Origin of the sequence: Thermotoga sp. RQ7, assembly GCF_000832145.1 — a bacterium.
In the GTDB taxonomy this organism is placed as follows: Bacteria; Thermotogota; Thermotogae; order Thermotogales; family Thermotogaceae; genus Thermotoga; species Thermotoga neapolitana.
The window spans coordinates 1,013,069-1,032,275 of record NZ_CP007633.1 but is presented as its reverse complement, the minus strand read 5'-3'; the positions used below and the strand labels follow the sequence as shown (position 1 = coordinate 1,032,275).

The following is a 19,207-nucleotide window of genomic DNA, read 5'->3' as shown; positions in this document are numbered from 1 at the left end:
TGCTGTGAAAAGCATTCTAAGAGTTTTTCTGATAATGCTTCTTGCACTCTTCAATGCCGGAATCGTATGGGCCGGTGTTTTTCTTTTTCAAAATGCTTATTATGAACTGGGGATCGTCCTTCTGACTCTTCTTGTTCTCATAGACTTTTTTGTGTTCAACCCCAAAGCCTATCCTTACAGATACACCATCCCTGCTCTCATTCTGCTTTTCGTTCTTGTACTGTATCCGATATACTTCACCGTGAAGATTGCGTTTACAAATTACGGAACGGGTCACCTGATGACAAGACAAGAAGCGATAGAAAGGATCCTCTTCGATCCAAACTTCACCTACGTACCAGAAGATTCAACCCCTGTTAATTACATGGTTTTCAGTGTTTACGAAGGATTGAAACCAACAGAGGATTTCCTGATCCTGTTCGAAGACGGCGGAAGGATATTCCTCGCTGAAAAGCCTGTTGTAACCAAAAAGAGTGGAAACGAAGTTCTTCTGAGGGAATCTACTCTCTTTCCGGTCAAAGAAGGAACAGTTCAACTGGACGGTACCACTTACGAATTTGTTCCCTGGCCCGTTTCCTCACTGGAAGATGTGGACGCGATCACCTCGAACGGGAAAGTTTACAAACCCCTCTACTCTCCAGATGATCCTTCTTTGAAGAAAAACGAACCGTTTTTCAAGGTGAACATCGCTCAAAAACATCTGAACAGAGCAGAATTCTGGTACGATGATCAGATGCTGATGTTGAGGATAAGCGAAAGTGGGAAATGGTATTTTTACCCGGTGAAAAGACTCTATTCGCTCTCTCTGGAAGAATCCTTTGAAAACGGAAAGATCGTTACAAAACTGGTGGTGAAAAACAACCTCACAGGAAGAAAACTTGCTGAGAAAGACGGTGCTTTCTACGATTACGACAGAAACGGAAAAGAAATATTTGTTGTCGGATACATGGATTACATTGGCTTCAAAAACTTCTCCAGAATATTCACTGATCCGAAGATTTCAGGTCCTTTCTTCAAAGTGTTCACCTGGACCTTCACCTGGGCCGCTTTGAGCGTTCTTTTCACGTTTGCCATTGGACTTTCCCTGGCTCTGGTTTTGAACGACAGAACCCTTCGTGGAAGGAACATCTACAGAACATTGCTCATCATTCCCTGGGCCGTTCCAGCGTTCATCTCCGTTCTGGTCTGGAGGAATGGTATGTTCAACGAGACTTACGGAATATTGAACAGGTTTGTTCTTCCACTTCTTGGTCTGGAACCTGTAAAGTGGTTCAACGATCCCTTCTGGGCAAAGGTTGCCGTTCTCACTGTGAACACGTGGCTTGGTTTCCCATACATGATGGCCGTCTCTCTTGGAGCACTTCAGAGCATACCGGAAGAGTTGTACGAAGCAGCGTCGATAGATGGTGCTGGAAGATGGAGAAGGTTCTGGACCATCACCTTCCCTCTTTTGATGACAACGGTGGCACCCCTGCTTGTTGGAAGTTTTGCCTTCAACTTTAACAACTTTGTGAACATATACCTTCTCACCGGCGGTGGTCCTGCGATGGCAGGTGCCACAACACCTGTTGGACACACGGATATTCTCATCTCTTACGTTTATAAACTGGCGTTTGAAGGTGGAAGGGGTCAGGACTTTGGATTCGCAAGTGCCATATCCATCATTATCTTCTTCCTGGTCGGTGGTATCAGCTTTGTGAACTTCAAACTCTCCGGAGCCTTTGAAGAGGTGAGCGAGTGATGGTGAGAAAAAGAAACAGACTATTGACACACATCCTTTTGATCATTCTGGTGATAGTTGTTCTCTTTCCGATAGTCTGGGTGGTGTCCACTTCTTTCAGAAGGGACGAAGCGGCCTTTTCACCAAAACTCTTCTCCTCCCGCCTCACACTGCAACACTACAAGGACCTTGTGGCACCGGAGAAGAACCTTCCTGTTCTGATCCAGGAGATGCAGAGTCTTGTCTCACGTGTTGAACCTTTCAAAGATGTGACAAGAGAAAAAGCCGAAAAACTCATCGAAGATCGCATCAGCAGGTTCGATGGATACCTGAATGAAACCAGGAAACTTCTGGAGGACTCCTATAGAAGGTACACAAAGACAGAAGAGACCTTTTCAGAGAGAGTAGAAGAAGTGAAGGCTCATACAGAGAGTGTTCTGGAAAAGATAGAAAACGCTGTAAAGAAAGAACTGGAGAAGACACCTGTTCCCCAACCTCAGGAACTTGCGATTGCTCTGTACGAGAAACTGAAAGGAAAAAATTTAAAAAGTTCAGAATTTTCTGCTCTGAAAGATGAACTCGAAAGACTGGTCGGCTATTCCGTGAACACACAGGACGACCTCAAAAATGCCCTTTCTGATATGGAGTTGATCTATCAAAAAGAAATTGGATCTGTAAGGGAAAATATCGAAAAGCTCCAGAGCGAAATCTCTTCTGTTCAGGAAAAGATCTCTCAACTTGAAAAGCAAAAAGCAGTCATCGAAGAAGAGATCCTGGACAAACAGAAAGTTCTTGAGATCCTGAAACCAGACATTGATTTTGCGACCGAGATACTGGCCGACCTTTCAGAAATGCTTAGAAGCATCAGCAAAAGCCAGATCGAAACAATGTTCACCCCCGACGATAGCGCTGTGAAAGATTCCATCGAGAAAGCGATCTCTGAACTGTCCATTTTGCACGAAAAGATATCCTCCTTCTCTGACCTGAAAGACCTTGCCGGCAGTGTAGCAAAAATGAAAGAGTCACTTCTGAAGATGAAGGAACTCCTTCTTCAGGATGGTAACATAACGAAGAAGTCTCTCTACAGGAACTTTCTACAGTCGTTCGAGGAAGTTATACCAACTGTTGATGGAGTTCTGAAGCAAATGAGTGAAAACATCGATTCGTTCATTCAGAAGGCGAAAGAATTGAAAGATCTGCAGAACGAACTGGCTTTCCTGAATTCCAGGCTGGAAGGCCTAAAGAAGAGTCTGACAACACTCACAAACACCGCTTCTCAGAAAGAAAGCAGAATATCCCTGGCAAAAAGGTATGTGGACCTGAGGGTGTTCTCCTACGAAATAGAAAACAGAAAGAGGGTCGTTGAAGATATAAAATCTTTCAACAGTGCAACCCAGATAAAGCTGCTGTCTATATACAGAACTTCAAAAAATTTTGTAAGTCTATACATTTCCCAATACGGAAACGACAGTTTTATTCAGACGATAAGAAAAATGGTATCGGAACTTTCCTGGATAGAGGATTACAGAGAGTTCAGCAGAAGAATGGAAACGGGTTACAAAAACGCTCTGGACATCCTTGAAAACTCCAGAAAGGTGCTTTACGATTTCAAAGGAAGTTATCCAAACCTTCTTGATCTTTCGTACAGAGGGGTTTTTGTCTCGTCTGAACACCTTCAGATGCTCTACGATCTGGTGAAGATGAACTTCGTTCAGGAAGTTCTCACCAACACCGCCGTTGCTTCAAGAAAGGCAGGATCCCTCATGGACAGTGTCCCCTTGAAGGAACTCAGAAGTGACTTCAAAAAGATTGACGGAGACCTTTACAGAGTAGCGCAAATCTGGGAACAGAAGACAAGACACTACTTCCTCAGATGGGTTGCAAACTCCGTCGTCGTCGCAGGACTTGTTTCTATAATCACAACGGCTGTCTGTGCGCTCGCAGCGTATCCGTTCAGCAGGATGAGGTTCTGGGGAAGACAGTACGGAATCATGGCACTCCTTTTGATACAGATGTTCCCGGCCATCATGTACATGGTCGCTATATACGGACTTCTGAAACTCATCGGGCAGTTCTTACCCTTTTTGGGACTCGATTCCCTGGGTGGTTTGATATTCGCTTACCTTGGTAACATAGCGTACAACATGTATCTCATAAAAGGTTTCTACGACACGATACCCTCGTCTCTGGAAGAAGCCGCCATGATAGACGGTGCCACACGCTTTCAGACGTTTTACAAGATAGTCGTCCCACTTGCACTCCCCATTCTATCCGTTATCGTGATATTGACCTTCATAGGGACGTTCAACGAATTCGTCCTTGCAAGAATCATCCTGCAGGATGTTAAGAATTACACCTATGCCCTCGGTCTCTGGACGTTCTCAACGGGAGCGTATGAAACAGAATGGGGACTCTTCACGGCAGCTGCTCTTCTCGGTATGACACCGATGGTGATTCTGTTCCTGTCACTTCAGAAATACATAGTCGGTGGACTCACGAAAGGATCGGTGAAAGGATGATGTATCCCATACCAAGTTGGGTATACGACAGTGTTGTGTACCAGATATTCCCGGACAGGTTTTTCATCGGCAAAGGAAAGACCGTCGAGGACAAAAAAGATCTTTATCTGAAACGAGGGGGGACCATCGAAAAATGGGGGGTTCCTCCTCGTAAACTTCCCGATGCTCAGCACGTGAAGGTCTTCTACGGAGGAGATCTGTGGGGAATAGCAGAGAAGATCGATTACTTAGAAGAACTCGGAGTTAACGCAGTTTACCTCACTCCTATCTTTCTTTCCGATACAAATCACAAATACGATACGATAGATTATTTCAAGATCGATCCACAGTTCGGAGGAAAACGAGCCTTTGTACACCTTCTGAAAGTTCTTCACAGCAGGAACATCAAACTCATTCTGGACGGTGTGTTCAACCACGTTGGAAGTCAGCATCCCTGGTTCAAAAAGGCAAGGAAGAAAGATCCTGAATACGTGAACCGTTTCTTTCTTTACAGAGACAGGCACAGATCTTGGTTCGACGTGGGAAGTTTGCCCGAACTGAACGTGGAAGTTGAAGAGGTGAGAGAATACATATTGAAAGTCGTTCAACACTACCTGGAAGTGGGTGTGGACGGCTGGAGGCTCGACTGTGGTCACGACCTTGGACCTCTGGTCAACCTGTGGATCAACATGAAAGTAAAGGAATTCTCTTCTGAAAAGTATCTTGTGAGCGAGATATGGACCTACCCGGCAGGATGGGAAATGGTCGATGGATTGATGAACTACAATTTCAGGAGCCTTGTTTTGAGCTATGTGAACGGAGAAACGGATTCTATAGGGACAGAACTCGAAAGGGCTTACAGAGAAACAAAGAACATCTTCGGGTGCTGGAACATGCTAGACAGCCACGATACTCCAAGGCTTGCAACGACGGTCCCAGTCAAAGATCTCAGAAAACTCGCTATAGTGCTTCAGTTCACATATCCGGGCGTTCCGCTCGTCTATTACGGAACAGAGATAGGCCTCACAGGTGGAGAAGATCCGGAGTGTCGAGCCACCATGGAATGGAACAGGGAAAAGTGGGACATGGAGTTGTTTGAGTTTTACAAGAAGATGATCAGGTTCAGGAGAACCGATCCTGGTTTGAGGTTTGGCGAGTTCATACTTTTGAAAGAAAAGCCACTTGCCTTCATGAGGAAAGCCCCGCATCCTCTTCAAGACACGATCGTTGTGGTGAATCCTGAAGAGGAAAAAAACGTTGTTCTCTCCCTTCCGGATGGAAAGATCATGAACGCAACTCCTCTTTTCGACATCTTCACCGGTGAGAAGTTCCATGTGGATGGAGGAGTCGTGAAGGTGCCCGTTGGAAGAAGATCGTTCAGGATCTTAAAGCCGATCGACCTCAGAGTTGGAAGGTACAGATTGTACAAGAGAGTGTGAAAAAATTCTGGTCTTTAACAGCCGGCGAAAGCCGGCTTTTGTTTTTTCTTGACGAAGTACATAAATTTTCGAAAAGATTTCGCACAGGTTGTATAGTGTGATTGGGAAATCAAAGAATGGGGAGGTAGTGGTATGCCAGCTGTGAAGATCGGTATCATCGGAGCAGGAAGTGCCGTTTTCTCACTGAGGCTCGTGAGCGACCTTTGCAAAACTCCCGGTCTTTCCGGAAGTACCGTTACCCTCATGGACATCGACGAAGAAAGGCTAGATGCGGTTCTGACCATAGCAAAAAAGTACGTTGAAGAAGTGGGAGCCGACCTGAAGTTTGAAAAGACAACAAGCGTAGACGAAGCCATCGCTGATGCGGATTTTGTGATAAACACAGCGATGGTGGGTGGCCACACCTATCTTGAAAAGGTCAGAAGGATCAGCGAAAAGTACGGATACTACAGAGGAATAGACGCGCAGGAGTTCAACATGGTCTCCGACTACTACACGTTTTCAAACTACAACCAGCTCAAGTACTTCGTGGATATCGCAAGGAAAATAGAGAGACTCTCTCCAAAGGCGTGGTATCTGCAGGCGGCAAATCCTGTCTTTGAAGGAACAACCCTTGTGACAAGAACGGTTCCCATAAAGGCCGTCGGATTCTGCCATGGCCACTACGGAGTGATGGAGATCATAGAGAAACTGGGTCTGGAAGAAAACAGGGTAGACTGGCAGGTTGCCGGTGTGAACCACGGAATATGGTTGAACAGGTTCAGATACAACGGCGAGGATGCGTACCCACTTCTAGATAGATGGATCAGTGAAAAATCGAAAGACTGGAAACCAGAGAACCCATTCAACGATCAGCTTTCTCCCGCCGCGATTGACATGTACAAATTCTACGGTGTGATGCCGATAGGAGATACCGTAAGAAACGCCTCCTGGAGATACCACAGAGATCTCGAAACGAAGAAAAGATGGTACGGAGAGCCCTGGGGAGGAGCAGATTCCGAAATAGGATGGAAATGGTACCAGGACACGCTCGGAAAGGTAACGGACATCACCAAAAAAGTGGCAAAGTTCATCAAGGAAAATCCAGGCGCTAAACTTTCAGACCTTGGAAGTGTTCTTGGAAAGGATCTTTCGGAAAAACAGTTCGTCCTTGAAGTGGAAAAGATTCTCGATCCTGAAAAAAAGAGCGGTGAACAGCACATTCCTTTCATCGATGCCCTGCTCAACGACAACAGAAGTAGATTTGTGATAAACATTCCAAACAAAGGTATCATACAGGGTATCGACGACGATGTGGTTGTTGAAGTTCCAGCAGTTGTGGACAGGGACGGTATCCATCCAGAAAAGATCGACCCACCACTTCCAGAACGTGTGGTGAAGTATTATCTGAGACCGAGGATCATGAGAATGGAGATGGCACTCGAAGCGTTCCTCACGGGTGATATAAGGATCATAAAAGAAGTTCTCTACAGAGACCCAAGGACAAAGAGTGACGAACAGGTAGAGAAGGTGATAGAAGAAATCCTTTCTCTTCCAGAAAACGAAGAGATGAGAAAGAATTATCTGAAAAAATAAGTTCATCTTCCAGAAAAGAGAAACCGATACAATGGAAGAAACTGAATAGTTTCGAAGATCGCTCTCGGGGCAGGGTGGAATTCCCGACCGGCGGTGAAAGCCCGCGAGCCCTCTCAGGAGGGTTGACCCGGTGGAATTCCGGGGCCGACGGTGAAAGTCCGGATGGGAGAGAGCGAAGAGTGTAGACCATCAGGGACCCGAGAGGGTCCCTTTTCTCTTTAAAAAGGGGTGAAAATGTGTACGAAAGGTTCATGAAAAGAGCAATAGAACTTGCAAAGAAAGGGCTTGGAAGGGTGAACCCCAACCCACCGGTTGGTGCGGTCGTTGTGAAAGACGGCAGGATAATCGCGGAGGGGTTTCATCTCTATTTTGGAGGTCCACACGCTGAGAGGGTAGTGATAGAGAATGCAAAGAGAAATGGAGAAGATTTACGGGGTGCAACTCTCATAGTTACCCTTGAACCCTGTGATCATCATGGAAAGACACCTCCATGTACGGATCTGATCATAGAAAGTGGAATAAAAACAGTTGTGATCGGAACAAGGGATCCGAATCCAATTTCGGGAAACGGTGTGGAAAAACTCAGAAATCACGGAATCGAAGTGATAGAAGGTGTTTTGGAAGAAGAGGTGAAAAAGCTGTGTGAGTTTTTCATCACTTATGTGACAAAGAAAAGGCCGTTCGTTGCGCTGAAGTACGCGTCCACCTTAGATGGGAAAATAGCTGATCACAGGGGAGATTCCAAGTGGATCACAAGCAAGTTCAGATTCAAGGTTCACGAGATGAGAAACATCTACTCTGCTGTTCTCGTCGGTGCTGGAACGGTTTTGAAGGACGATCCCCAGCTAACCTGCAGACTGAAAGAAGGCAGAAATCCTGTGAGGGTGATCCTCGACAGAAAGGGTGTTTTGAGTGGGAAAGTGTTCAGAGTGTTCGAAGAAAACGCTCGGGTGATCGTTTTCACAGAAAGTGAAGAGGCGGAATATCCACCACACGTGGAGAAGGCCCTGAGCGATTGTTCTGTGGAGAGTATATTGAGAAATCTGTATGAAAGGGGTATCGATTCTGTCTTGGTGGAGGGTGGATCGAAGGTGTTCAGCGAATTTTTGGATCACGCAGATGTGGTTTTTGGTTTTTATTCGACGAAGATTTTCGGAAAGGGGCTTGATGTCTTCTCCGGTTATCTGTCAGATGTTTCGGTTCCTCCGAAGTTCAAAGTGGTGAACGTGGAGTTTTCCGATTCGGAGTTTCTGGTGGAGATGAGAACGTGTTCACGGGAATAGTTCAGAAGGTGGAAAGAGGGCACATCAGAGGAGAGAGGATCTTCTTCAAAAGAACGTGGGAAGTGAAACTGGGAGAGAGTATAGCGGTGAACGGTGTGTGTCTGACGGTCTCTGGAGTTTCGGAAGAAGAATACTGGTTCGATGTGGGTGAGGAAACGAGGAGGAGAACCAATCTTTTCGTTTCTCGTTTTTACAATCTTGAAAAATCTCTGGCTCTCGGCAGCAGAGTTGAAGGACACCTGGTAACAGGCCATGTGGACGGTACCGTCAGGTTTGTCGGAATGGAAAGGCGCGGAAACAGCTATTTCATGTTCTTTTCGATGCCGTCGGAAAGATGGGCGATCGTTCCAAAGGGTTCTATCACGTTGAACGGTATCAGCCTCACCGTCGTTGAAACTTCTCTGGACACGTTCAGTGTTCAGGTGATCCCACACACGTTCGAGAACACGAACCTCCAGTATCTGGTGCCCGGAGATCCCGTTAACTACGAGATCGATATCATCGCTCGCTACCTGAAAGGGGTGATAGACCGTGGAAGAACTGAGAGAGGCTTTTGAGGAAGGAAAGCCCGTCATTTTGATCGACAGAAATAGAGAGAACGAAGCGGATTTCGTTTTTCCCGCTCAATTGATCACCGAAGACGTTGTGAACTTTTTCGTCACATACGGGAAGGGACTCTTCTGCGTTACAGCCGACGAGGAAGATCTTTTGAAGAGAGGGTTCGTAAAACTTTCCTCGAACTACGGAGCGAACTACTTCGTGCCGGTGGACTGGGGCACTGGCACGGGGATTTCAGCGTTGGAGAGGGCAGAAACGTGCAGAAAGTTGGCAGAAGGCAGGTATTTTCATGAGTTCAGATACCCGGGTCACGTCACGGTGATAGGAGGAATCGGTTTCCAGAGACGAAAAGGACACACGGAGGCATCTCTGGAAATTTCTGAGCTCGCGGGCTTCAGCCGTCACGCCGTGATCGTGGAAATTCTGGATGAGAAGGGAAATTCTCACAATTTGGATTATGTTTTGAAGCTCTCAGAAAAATTTTCCCTCCCCGTTCTGGAGATGGACGATGTCTGGCGTGAATTTGTGAAGAGAAAGCTTCTCATGAAGAAAAAAGCAGAAGCAACACTTCCAACGGATTTCGGTGTCTTCAAGGTTGTTTCTTTCGAAAACCACCTCGATGGCAAAGAACACTTCGCAATCGTTAAGGAACCTCTCGAAGATCCCGTTGCTGTGAGAATACACTCCGAATGCGTGACCGGGGATGTTCTCTCTTCTTTGAGGTGTGACTGCGGTTCACAGCTGGCGAATTTTCTCAGATACATGTCAGCTCACGGAGGTATCCTGATCTATTTGAGACAGGAAGGGAGAGGAATCGGCCTTTCGAACAAAATTGCAGCCTATTCTCTTCAGGACAAAGGTTTGGACACGGTGGAGGCAAACAGAGTTCTTGGTTTTTCTGAAGACGAAAGAGATTACGCACCGGCGGTGCAGATCTTGAAAGCCCTTGGCATCGAAAGGGTTCTTCTCTTCACCAACAACCAAAGAAAGACGGTTGGTCTTGAAAAATACGGGATCGAAGTTGTCGAAACGAAGAGACTGTACGGAAGAGTAACACCTCACAACAGGTTCTATCTTTCGACAAAAATGAAAAAGCTCGGACACGAACTCGAAGAAATCTTCAGGGAGGTGAATTCATGAAGGTTGTTCAGGGAGACTACAGAGGAGAAGGTTTGAAGATAGCCGTAGTCGTTCCTAGGTTCAACGACCTTGTCACTTCGAAACTCCTCGAGGGAGCGCTCGACGGGCTGAAAAGACACGGTGTCTCAGACGAGAACATAACGGTTGTGAGAATTCCGGGAAGTATGGAAGCGATATACACGCTCAAGAGACTCCTCGATCTCGGTGTGCATGATGCTATAATCGTTCTCGGTGCTGTGATAAGGGGAGAGACGTACCACTTCAACGTGGTGGCGAACGAGATAGGTAAAGCAGTGGCGCAGTTCAACATGACCTCTGATATTCCTATTGTTTTCGGCGTTCTCACCACGGACACCCTTGAACAGGCCCTCAACAGAGCCGGAGCAAAGAGTGGAAACAAAGGTTTTGAAGCAGCGATGGTAGCGATCGAAATGGCAAATCTCAGAAAGAGACTCAGGAGGGATATCTTTGAATCTGATAGCAACGGCAGGTAACGACAGAATAAGGGACTTTCTTGTGAACGACTGGTACAGATCTCTGAAGGAAAATGTGAATCTGAGCAACACAGACGTTCTCGTCATAAACTACGGTCTCACAGGACTTCCTAAAGAGGTTATCAACTTTCCGGCTGTGGAGCGTTCTGGACTCATAAACAACACGCGTTTCATCAATCTTGCCATTTTTCTTGAGAATCATCCTGAGTACGATCAGATCCTGTTTTGTGATGGCGGAGACATCATCTTCCAGAGTGACATCTCGCACCTATTCGAGGAACACAGAGATGCTTTTCGAGCGGTTGTGGAGCAGTTGAGTCCACCCATTGATCTCGTGGTGAAGGAAGAAGACCTTGTGAATGGAAAGGAGATAAAGTCTTTTCTTTCAAACAAAAAGCTCTTCAACGTGGGTGTGATAATAGCACCAAGGGAAGGTTTCCTCGAGTTCGCAAGAACAATGGAGAGACGTCTGAAAAACATAAACGTCTGGGGTGGAGATACTGTCATTGGAAACTACGTGATCTACAAGAATCCTCATGTGGAACTTCCTTCGAAGTACAACTTCATCCCTTCAACGGCCCGAGAAAAATTCTACGTGAAAGATTCGAAGTTCTATCTCGAAAATGGTGAACTCATTCCCATCGTTCACAACGCTGGGAGGTACAGATTTCTCAGACCGGTGAAAGATTTCGGTTACGGCCCCGGAAAGAACAGGGTAAACAAGTTCAACATATGGATGTTCAGAATGCTCTTCAGCGTGAGTAACTTTCTGAAAATGAAGTGAGGGAACTCTCCCTCACTTCGTTTTGAGGTATTTCAGTGCATCGAGTTCGTCTCCAATTATGAGAATTCCTTTCTCGATGGATCTGTAAACCTCCATCGTTCTCCAGAATTCGTAGAAGTCCTTGTCTTTTGAAAACACCTCCGCGTAGATCTTCACCGCGCTTGCTTCTCCGGTTCCCTTGATTTGCTCTGCTTTGCTTTGAGCTTCCGCGATCAGAACCTTCGCTGTTTTGTCGGCTTCCGCACGTATCTTTCTTGCCTCTTTCTCACCTTCAGCCCTGATCTGTGCAGCGATGCTGTATCTCTCCGCTTTCATTCTTTCGTACACGGCCTTTTCGTTCTCAGCGGGGAGGTCGGCGTGCTTCACCCTCACATCGACCACTTCTATGCCGAAGTCCTTCAGATCTTCTCTTGAAAGAGCCGTGACTTCCCTCAAAAGGTCTTCTCTCTTCTCGGAGATGATCTCGTCGAAGTTCGCTTTTGCGAAGATGTTCCTCACGTGTGAGTAAACCACATCGTCGATTCTTGGAAGAGCGAGCTTCACGCTCTTCAGTGATTTTATGAACGCTTCCGCATCTTTTATCCTCCAGAGAACGTACGTGTCTATCACGAGTGTTTTCTTGTCGGCGGCTATGATCTTTTCTGGTTCTATATCGTAGAGGAGGATTCTTTTATCGAATCTCACCACATTATCAACGAACGGCTGTTTGAAGTGAAGCCCAGGTTCCGTTTCTACTGCAACGATCTTTCCGAACCTCAGAACCACCGCTTGCTGTGTCTGATCCAGGACGTAAAAAGAAGAGAAAAGAAGGATCGCACCCACCACGATCAGAATGATCAGAAGAGAAATCATCCAGATTTTCATTTTCCCATCCCCTTCAGAAGGTCGGAAATGTTGAGAATGTTCAGAGAATCACCGTTTCCCACGAAGAAAACCTTGTTTTCGGATTTTTCAAGCAAAGATTGGAGAGCGTCGAGGAGCATTCGTTTTCTCGTGATATCAGGAGCCTTTGAGTATTCTTCCAGCACCTCTTCGAATCTTTTCGCTTCGCCGAGTGCTTTCAAATAAACTTCCTGAGCGTAGGCCTCTGCCTGTCTCAGTATCTCTTGTGCCTGTCCCTGGGCTTTTGGAACAACGTCGTTGGCGTATTTTCTTGCCTCGTTTATGAGACGTTCTTTGTCCTGACGAGCGTTGTTCACATCGTCGAAGGCGTCAACAACGGGATCTGGCGGGACCACTTCCTGGAGATAAACGTTTTCCACCTTTATACCGCAGTTGTAGGAATCGAGAATCTCCTGGAGCATCCGGGCAGTTTCGAATCCTATTTCATCTCTTCCTGAGGTGAGCACGTCGTCGATGCTTCTCATCGCTACCTTCTCACGAAGAACAGATTCTGTTGTGAATCTCACGATGGAATCCGCTTCTGTGATGTTGAAGGCGTAAGCGACGGGGTCTTTCACCCTGTACTGAACCACCGCTTCCACACTCACGAGGTTGTTGTCTCCTGTGATCATTATGGCTTCTTGAGGAACCGACTGGTAAGAGATCCTCTCCCCTCGTTGAATGCTTCTGAATCCTATTTCGATCTTTCTCACAGTTGTGACGTCGACGGTCACATGAGACTGAATCGGATATGGCAGGTGGTAGTGGATTCCTGAAGGAACGACCGAGGTGAATCTTCCAAAAGTCTTGAGGAGGGTGACTTCGGAGGGTCCTACCTGATACACACCGGTGAGAAAGTAGATTCCCAGCACAATGAAAACGACTATCCACACGTATTTTCGCACCCCATCACCCCCTATTTATCCACCTTTCCCTTCACAAGGTACCACAGGTAGAGATCGAACTTCCCGGGAGATTCTCCAAACGCTTCGGCGACTTTTCTGAGGATCTCTTCCACGTAGAGATATCTTTTCTTACTCCATCCTTTTGGTATCTCCTGAATCAGGCCGTGTCTTTTCATGAGTCTCAAAACGTGTTTATCCAAAATGGCGAGGTCTTCCACACCGGTGTTTCTGAGAAAGTGGCTTGCCTCTTTCCAGCCGATCCCCTTTGCGTTTCTTACTAGGAACTCTCTGGATTGAAAAGGATCACCCTTCACAAGGTTCTTCAACTTTCCCAGCAGTTTTCTGTTTTCTACTATGAACTCGGCTCTCTTTTGAGGATACCTGTGTCCAACCTCTCTCAGTTTCTCCGCGAGTTCCTCAAGGGGAAGATGCACAAAACCCTTTCCGATTTCTTTCTGCGCTCTAATTCCACCTTCCGCACTCCAGTTGGCTGTGAGAACACAGAAAGAGAGTTCACAGAAGAGATCCTCTTCTGTTCCTTCTTCGCCCAATCTTTTGAACTCTTCGAACCGCTGTTCAACGAGCGGTTTTGCTTCTTCTCGTATCCTTTCAAGTTCTTTCAGCAGTTCTTCCAAGTTCTCACTCCCACTCTATAGTTGCAGGCGGTTTTGAAGTTATATCGTAGACCACTCTGCCGATACCTTTCACTTCTCTTGTGATCCTTCTTGCTGCCTCGTCCAGTATATCATGCGGAATCCTGGACCAGTCTGCGGTCATCCCCTCCACGCTGTTCACGGCTCGAAGCGCCACCACGTACTCATACGCCCTCGCGTCACCCTTCACGCCTACGCTTTTTATAGGAAGAAGAACCGCAAACGCCTGCCACACTTTATCGTAGTAGTCATGCTTTCTGAGAGTTTCTATGAATATGTAGTCCGCTTCTCTCAGGATTTCGAGCTTTTCTTCCGTGACCTCTCCCAGCACCCTCACGGCGAGTCCAGGGCCAGGGAACGGATGCCTGTTTATGATCCTGTCCGGTATTCCGAGATACGTTCCTACTTTTCTCACCTCGTCTTTGAAGAGGTCTCTGAGGGGTTCTACCAGTTTCAGGTTCATCTTCTCTGGAAGACCGCCCACGTTGTGGTGGCTCTTTATCTTCGCAGTCGTCTTTCCGGATGCGGCGCTTTCTATGACGTCTGAATAGATCGTTCCCTGAACAAGAAATTCCACATCGTGTTTTTTCGCTTCCTCTTCGAACACTCGTATGAACTCTTCCCCTATGATCTTCCTCTTCTTCTCCGGATCCGTGACTCCTCTGAGTTTTTCGAGAAATCTCTTCCTGGCATCCACAACCACCAGATTCATGTCGAAGTGCTCCTTGAAGACTCTCTCCACTTCTTCTCGCTCGTTCTTTCTGAGAAGGCCGTGGTCCACGAAGACACACACGAGGTTCTTTCCTATCGCTCTGTGCACGAGGACCGCTGCAACGGAAGAATCTACCCCTCCAGAAAGCGCGAGGATCGCTTTTTTGTTCCCTATGGTCTCTTTGATGTGTCTTATTTTCTCTTCCACGAGGTCTCCTATCTTCCAGTTTTTCTCAAGCTTACACACATTGAAGAGGAAGTTGGAAATCATACGATCACCGTACTCGGTGTGGTGCACTTCCGGGTGGAACTGGAGCAGCCAGAACCTTTTTCCATCTGTGGCAGCGGCGATCACACCCGTTTCGGACACAGCGATCGGGTGGAATCCTTCCGGAAGTCTCACCACCTCATCGCCGTGGCTCATCCAGACTTGAACCTTCTCCGGGATTCCTTCGAATATTGGGTCCTTCGAGAGCTCCACGAGGGTTCTTCCGTACTCTCCTCTTCCTCTCTTCACTTCTCCACCGAACTCTTTCACGATCAGCTGCATTCCATAGCATATGGCGAGTACTGGACCTTTGTATTCTTGGAACCACTCTGGAAGCTTTGGGGCGTCCTCTTCATAAACGCTTCTTGGACCACCGGAGAGGATCACGGCGTCTACTTTCGAAAGATCTACCTTATCATCGGGGAAGACCACTTCGGAATAGACCTCGTTTTCTCTGATCCTTCTCGTTATGAGTCTGGAGTACTGAGAGCCGTAATCCACGACGAGTACCAACTCGATCCCTCCCGGTTTCTTTTGATACTATTAAATCATATTCAGATTTAACTCAATGGAAATTTGAGTTGAAGGAAAAAGTTCTAAAATCGAAGTTCAGGAGGGATCGAATTTGATTGGAAGACTGTTCTTCCTTTTCTTGAGGATCTCCGCCCTCACCATAGGTGGAGGATACGCCATGATTCCTGTGATGAAATGGGAACTGGAAAGATCCGGTCTTTTGACGGAGAAAGAATTCTTTCGTATCATGAGCACAGCTCAGGTGGTACCGGGTCCTATCGCCTTCAACACTGCGGTGCTTGTGGGAAGGAGACTCGCAGGTATCTACGGTGCGATCGCCTCTGGATTGGCCGTTGTGCTACCACCGTTTTTCGCCATAGTTGCGGTTGCGGAAGTGATACGCACTCTTTCAGGAATCAGCTACGTTCGGAGTTTTCTGAGAGGTGCTTACGCTTCCATAATCGGACTTGTAGGGAGTGTTCTGTACCGGCTTGTGAGAAACCAGCGCTGGAATCTCTACAGAGCCATTATGATAGGAGTAGCGGTTTTCGTTCTGCTTCTCAATGGATCCCTCGTGATTCCGGTGGTCATTTTGCTCGTTCTGCTTCTGTATCTGAAGGAGGTATGAACCTTGCTGAAACTCGCCTTCATTTTTCTGAAGATCGGTTTTCTTTCTTTTGGCGGTGGATGGGCGATCGTTGGAATACTCAAGAACGAACTCGTCACCGGTGGCTTTCTCTCTCCTGAGGAGTTCTCTCAGGCGGTTTCGATCGCTCAAATGACTCCAGGTCCCGTTGCGATAAACCTGGCAACTTACACGGGATACAAATTCTTTGGTCTGATAGGTGCTGTGTTGAACACACTCGCTTTCCTTGGGGCTCCCATTCTGGTTATCACCACTGCTATTTTCCTCAGAAAATACGTGAAGCTTCAGAGAGTGAGGTTGATGAAAGCGCTCGAAGGGGCCACCACAACCCTTTTGATCGTGACGCTCCTTTCGCTTCTCAGTTCCGTTCAGAATCCTGTGTTGATCCTGCTTTCTGCTGCCGCTTTTGTGTGTTCTTTCTTCAAGGTGCACCCTCTTTTCATCATTTTTGGGTGTGGAGTGATCGGAGCGATCCTCGGTTTCTGATAAAATATCACAGGAAAAGGAGGTGCTGAGAGTGGCTGAACTTTCGACCAGATACAATCCAGCCGAGATAGAAACCAAATGGTACAGGTACTGGGAAGAAAAGGGTTACTTCACTCCCAAGGGTGTTGGCGAAAAGTTCTCCATCGTGATACCACCACCGAACATCACAGGAAGAATCCACATGGGCCATGCCCTCAACATAACGCTTCAGGATATAGTGGTAAGGTACAAGAGAATGAAAGGGTACGACGTTCTGTGGGTTCCAGGTGAAGACCATGCCGGAATTGCCACACAGAACGCCGTGGAGAAATTCCTTCTTCAAACGCAGGGTAAAACCAGAGAGGAGATAGGAAGAGAGAAGTTCCTTGAGATCACCTGGGAATGGGCGAACAAGTACAGAAGAGAGATCAGAGAGCAGATAAAGGCCCTTGGAGCATCGGTGGACTGGACAAGGGAGCGCTTCACCCTCGACGAGGGCCTCAGCAGAGCAGTCAGGAAGGTCTTCGTCGAACTCTACAAAAAAGGTTTGATATACAGAGGAAAGTACATCGTGAACTGGTGCCCAAGGTGCAAAACCGTGCTCTCGGACGAAGAGGTAGAGCACAAAGAGCATCAGTCCAAACTCTACTATGTGAAATACCCCGTCAAAGACTCCGATGAATACATAGTCGTTGCAACCACAAGGCCTGAAACGATGCTTGGAGACACGGCGGTGGCCGTCCATCCGGAGGACGAAAGGTACAAAGACTTCGTCGGCAAAACTCTCATTCTTCCACTTGTTGGAAGGGAGATCCCGGTTGTTGCGGACAAATACGTTGACCCGAAGTTTGGAACAGGAGCGGTGAAGGTAACACCGGCTCACGACCCGAACGATTATCTCATCGCACAAAGACACAATCTCCCGATGGTAGAGATCTTCGATGACAACGCACGAATAAACGAAAACGGCGGAAAATACAGGGGACTCGACAGATACGAAGCAAGAGAGAAAATTGTGAAAGATCTTGAAGAGCAGGGCTTTCTTGTGAAAATAGAAGACTACACACACTCTGTCGGTCACTGTTACAGGTGTGATACCGTGATAGAGCCGAAGTTGTCAGACCAGTGGTTCGTCGCCACAAAGCCTCTGGCAAAGAGAGGGATCGAAGCCGTTGAAAAGGGAGAGATCAAATTCTTCCCGGAAAGGTGGACAAAGATCTATCTCAACTGGATGTACGAGATCAGAGACTGGTGTATCTCCAGACAACTCTGGTGGGGTCACAGGATTCCCGTGTGGTACTGCCAGGACTGTGGACACATCAACGTTTCCGAAGAGGATGTAGAAAAGTGTGAAAAATGCGGTTCCACCAACCTGAAGCAGGACGAAGACGTGCTCGACACGTGGTTTTCTTCCGCTCTCTGGCCCTTCTCAACACTTGGCTGGCCCGAGGAGACGGAAGATCTCAAGAGGTACTATCCGACTGATCTTCTCGTCACGGGATTCGACATCATCTTCTTCTGGGTTGCAAGAATGATCATGATGGGATATGAGTTCATGAACGAAAAACCGTTCAGTCACGTGTACATCCATCAACTGGTCAGGGACAAGTACGGAAGAAAGATGAGCAAATCTCTGGGAAACGGTATCGATCCTCTTGAGGTGATAGACGAATACGGGGCAGATCCCATGAGATTCACCCTTGCCATTCTTGCCGCTCAGGGAAGGGACATAAAACTCGATCCGAGGTACTTCGACGCCTACAAGAAGTTCGCAAACAAGATATGGAATGCCACAAGGTTTGTCCTGATGAACCTTGAAGATTACAAAGAAGTCCCACTTGAAAACCTCAAGACGGTGGACAAGTGGATACTCACAAGACTCAACAAAACGGTCAAAGAGGTGACCAGTGCCCTGGAGAACTACGACTTCAACATAGCGGCAAGGACCATATACAACTTCTTCTGGGATGAATTCTGTGACTGGTACATAGAAGCATCAAAGCCAAGACTCAAAACAGAAGAGAGGCACCTCGTTCAGACGCTTCTGGTGAAAACACTCGATACCTCTCTGAGACTCCTTCACCCGTTCATGCCGTTTCTCACAGAAGAGCTCTGGCAGAAGCTCCCTGTCGATGGTGAATCGATAACGATAGCAAAGTGGCCCGAGGTGGAAGAAGAAAACATCGACGAAGCAGCAGAGAAAGAGTTCACAAGACTTATGAACATGATCCGTGGTGTCAGAAACGTGAGAGCAGAGATGAACCTTCCTCAGTCTCAGAGAGTGAGGATTTTCGTAAAAGGGCTTGAAATCACGGATGAAATGAAACTACTGCTCAAAACTCTTGGAAACATAGAAGAGATAGCCATCGTGAATGAAAAGCCTCAAAAAACAGCAACTGCCTATGTTGAAGAGAGCGTGGAAGTGTACGTTGATCTTGGTGGTCTGATCGATTTCGAAAAGGAAAAAGAGAGACTGAAACAGAACATGGAGAAAATCAAAAAGGAGATCGATCGCCTCGAAAAGAAACTTTCCAACAAAGACTTCTTAGAAAAAGCCCCCGAAGAAGTGGTCGAAGAGACAAAAGAAAGACTGGAAAGCAACAGAGAGCGTCTCGAAAGATTAGAGTCGATACTGAAAGATCTGGAGTGAAAAAGAGGGGCTTTGGCCCCTCT

16 protein-coding genes and 1 riboswitch are annotated in these 19,207 nt (G+C 47.0%); of the genes, 12 read left to right on the top strand and 4 right to left on the bottom strand.

Annotated features, from left to right (window positions below; all coding sequences use genetic code 11):
• Positions 1 to 4: 4 nt before the first annotated feature.
• From TRQ7_RS05165 to TRQ7_RS05125, 9 genes are all read left to right on the top strand, one after another.
• A complete protein-coding gene (locus TRQ7_RS05165; RefSeq protein ID WP_041844157.1) occupies positions 5 to 1,741 on the top strand; it encodes a DUF4896 domain-containing protein in 1,737 nt (578 codons plus the stop codon).
• Positions 1,741 to 4,239 (top strand): ABC transporter permease subunit, encoded by a 2,499-nt coding sequence (locus tag TRQ7_RS05160; protein WP_041844555.1) that lies wholly within the window; start codon positions 1,741 to 1,743, stop codon positions 4,237 to 4,239. Before TRQ7_RS05165 ends, TRQ7_RS05160 begins: the two co-directional genes overlap by 1 nt.
• A complete protein-coding gene (aglB, locus tag TRQ7_RS05155) occupies positions 4,236 to 5,657 on the top strand; it encodes a cyclomaltodextrinase (RefSeq protein WP_041844156.1) in 1,422 nt (473 codons plus the stop codon). Before TRQ7_RS05160 ends, aglB begins: the two co-directional genes overlap by 4 nt.
• Positions 5,658 to 5,789: 132 nt before the next feature.
• A complete protein-coding gene (gene aglA, locus TRQ7_RS05150; protein ID WP_041844155.1) occupies positions 5,790 to 7,232 on the top strand; it encodes an alpha-glucosidase AglA in 1,443 nt (480 codons plus the stop codon).
• A 56-nt stretch (positions 7,233 to 7,288) separates the two neighbouring features.
• A riboswitch (FMN riboswitch) is annotated at positions 7,289 to 7,410 on the top strand.
• Positions 7,411 to 7,468: 58 nt separating this feature from the next.
• Positions 7,469 to 8,515, top strand: a complete 1,047-nt coding sequence (ribD, locus tag TRQ7_RS05145; RefSeq protein WP_041844154.1) for a bifunctional diaminohydroxyphosphoribosylaminopyrimidine deaminase/5-amino-6-(5-phosphoribosylamino)uracil reductase RibD — start codon at positions 7,469 to 7,471, stop codon at positions 8,513 to 8,515.
• Complete coding sequence (locus TRQ7_RS05140; RefSeq protein ID WP_041844153.1) at positions 8,500 to 9,072, top strand: riboflavin synthase; 573 nt, start codon at positions 8,500 to 8,502, stop codon at positions 9,070 to 9,072. Before ribD ends, TRQ7_RS05140 begins: the two co-directional genes overlap by 16 nt.
• Positions 9,047 to 10,213: a bifunctional 3,4-dihydroxy-2-butanone-4-phosphate synthase/GTP cyclohydrolase II gene (locus tag TRQ7_RS05135; protein ID WP_012310870.1), complete on the top strand. Its 1,167-nt coding sequence runs from the start codon at positions 9,047 to 9,049 to the stop codon at positions 10,211 to 10,213. Before TRQ7_RS05140 ends, TRQ7_RS05135 begins: the two co-directional genes overlap by 26 nt.
• Positions 10,210 to 10,707: a 6,7-dimethyl-8-ribityllumazine synthase gene (gene ribH, locus TRQ7_RS05130; protein ID WP_041844152.1), complete on the top strand. Its 498-nt coding sequence runs from the start codon at positions 10,210 to 10,212 to the stop codon at positions 10,705 to 10,707. The genes TRQ7_RS05135 and ribH overlap by 4 nt, the downstream gene beginning before the upstream one ends.
• Positions 10,682 to 11,491: a glycosyltransferase gene (locus tag TRQ7_RS05125; protein ID WP_041844151.1), complete on the top strand. Its 810-nt coding sequence runs from the start codon at positions 10,682 to 10,684 to the stop codon at positions 11,489 to 11,491. The genes ribH and TRQ7_RS05125 overlap by 26 nt, the downstream gene beginning before the upstream one ends.
• A gap of 12 nt (positions 11,492 to 11,503) precedes the next feature.
• On the opposite strand, the gene TRQ7_RS05120 is transcribed toward TRQ7_RS05125, so the two are convergent.
• Genes TRQ7_RS05120 through guaA form a run of 4 tightly spaced genes read right to left on the bottom strand, consistent with a single transcriptional unit; the run spans position 11,504 to position 15,423 of the window.
• Positions 11,504 to 12,355, bottom strand: coding sequence for a protease modulator HflC (locus TRQ7_RS05120; RefSeq protein WP_004082369.1), 852 nt, complete (start codon positions 12,353 to 12,355; stop codon positions 11,504 to 11,506).
• Entirely contained in the window at positions 12,352 to 13,278 is a 927-nt protein-coding gene (gene hflK / locus TRQ7_RS05115) for an FtsH protease activity modulator HflK (protein ID WP_038033138.1), read from the bottom strand. The genes TRQ7_RS05120 and hflK overlap by 4 nt, the downstream gene beginning before the upstream one ends.
• Before the next feature lie 11 nt (positions 13,279 to 13,289).
• Positions 13,290 to 13,913, bottom strand: a complete 624-nt coding sequence (locus tag TRQ7_RS05110) for an N-glycosylase/DNA lyase (RefSeq protein WP_004082367.1) — start codon at positions 13,911 to 13,913, stop codon at positions 13,290 to 13,292.
• A 4-nt stretch (positions 13,914 to 13,917) separates the two neighbouring features.
• The gene (guaA, locus tag TRQ7_RS05105; RefSeq protein ID WP_041844150.1) at positions 13,918 to 15,423 is read right to left on the bottom strand and encodes a glutamine-hydrolyzing GMP synthase; all 1,506 of its coding nucleotides are present in this window, start codon (positions 15,421 to 15,423) and stop codon (positions 13,918 to 13,920) included.
• 112 nt (positions 15,424 to 15,535) lie between these two features.
• On the opposite strand from guaA, the gene TRQ7_RS05100 reads away from it, so the two are divergent.
• From TRQ7_RS05100 to TRQ7_RS05090, 3 genes are read left to right on the top strand one after another with little or no spacing between them, the layout of a single operon-like run.
• Entirely contained in the window at positions 15,536 to 16,051 is a 516-nt protein-coding gene (locus tag TRQ7_RS05100) for a chromate transporter (RefSeq protein WP_004082365.1), read from the top strand.
• 3 nt (positions 16,052 to 16,054) lie between these two features.
• Positions 16,055 to 16,555 carry a chromate transporter gene (locus tag TRQ7_RS05095; protein ID WP_004082364.1) on the top strand — a complete coding sequence of 167 codons (501 nt, stop codon included), beginning with the start codon at positions 16,055 to 16,057 and terminating at the stop codon, positions 16,553 to 16,555.
• Between the two features lie 31 nt (positions 16,556 to 16,586).
• Positions 16,587 to 19,184, top strand: coding sequence for a valine--tRNA ligase (locus tag TRQ7_RS05090; protein WP_038067093.1), 2,598 nt, complete (start codon positions 16,587 to 16,589; stop codon positions 19,182 to 19,184).
• Positions 19,185 to 19,207 lie beyond the last annotated feature (23 nt).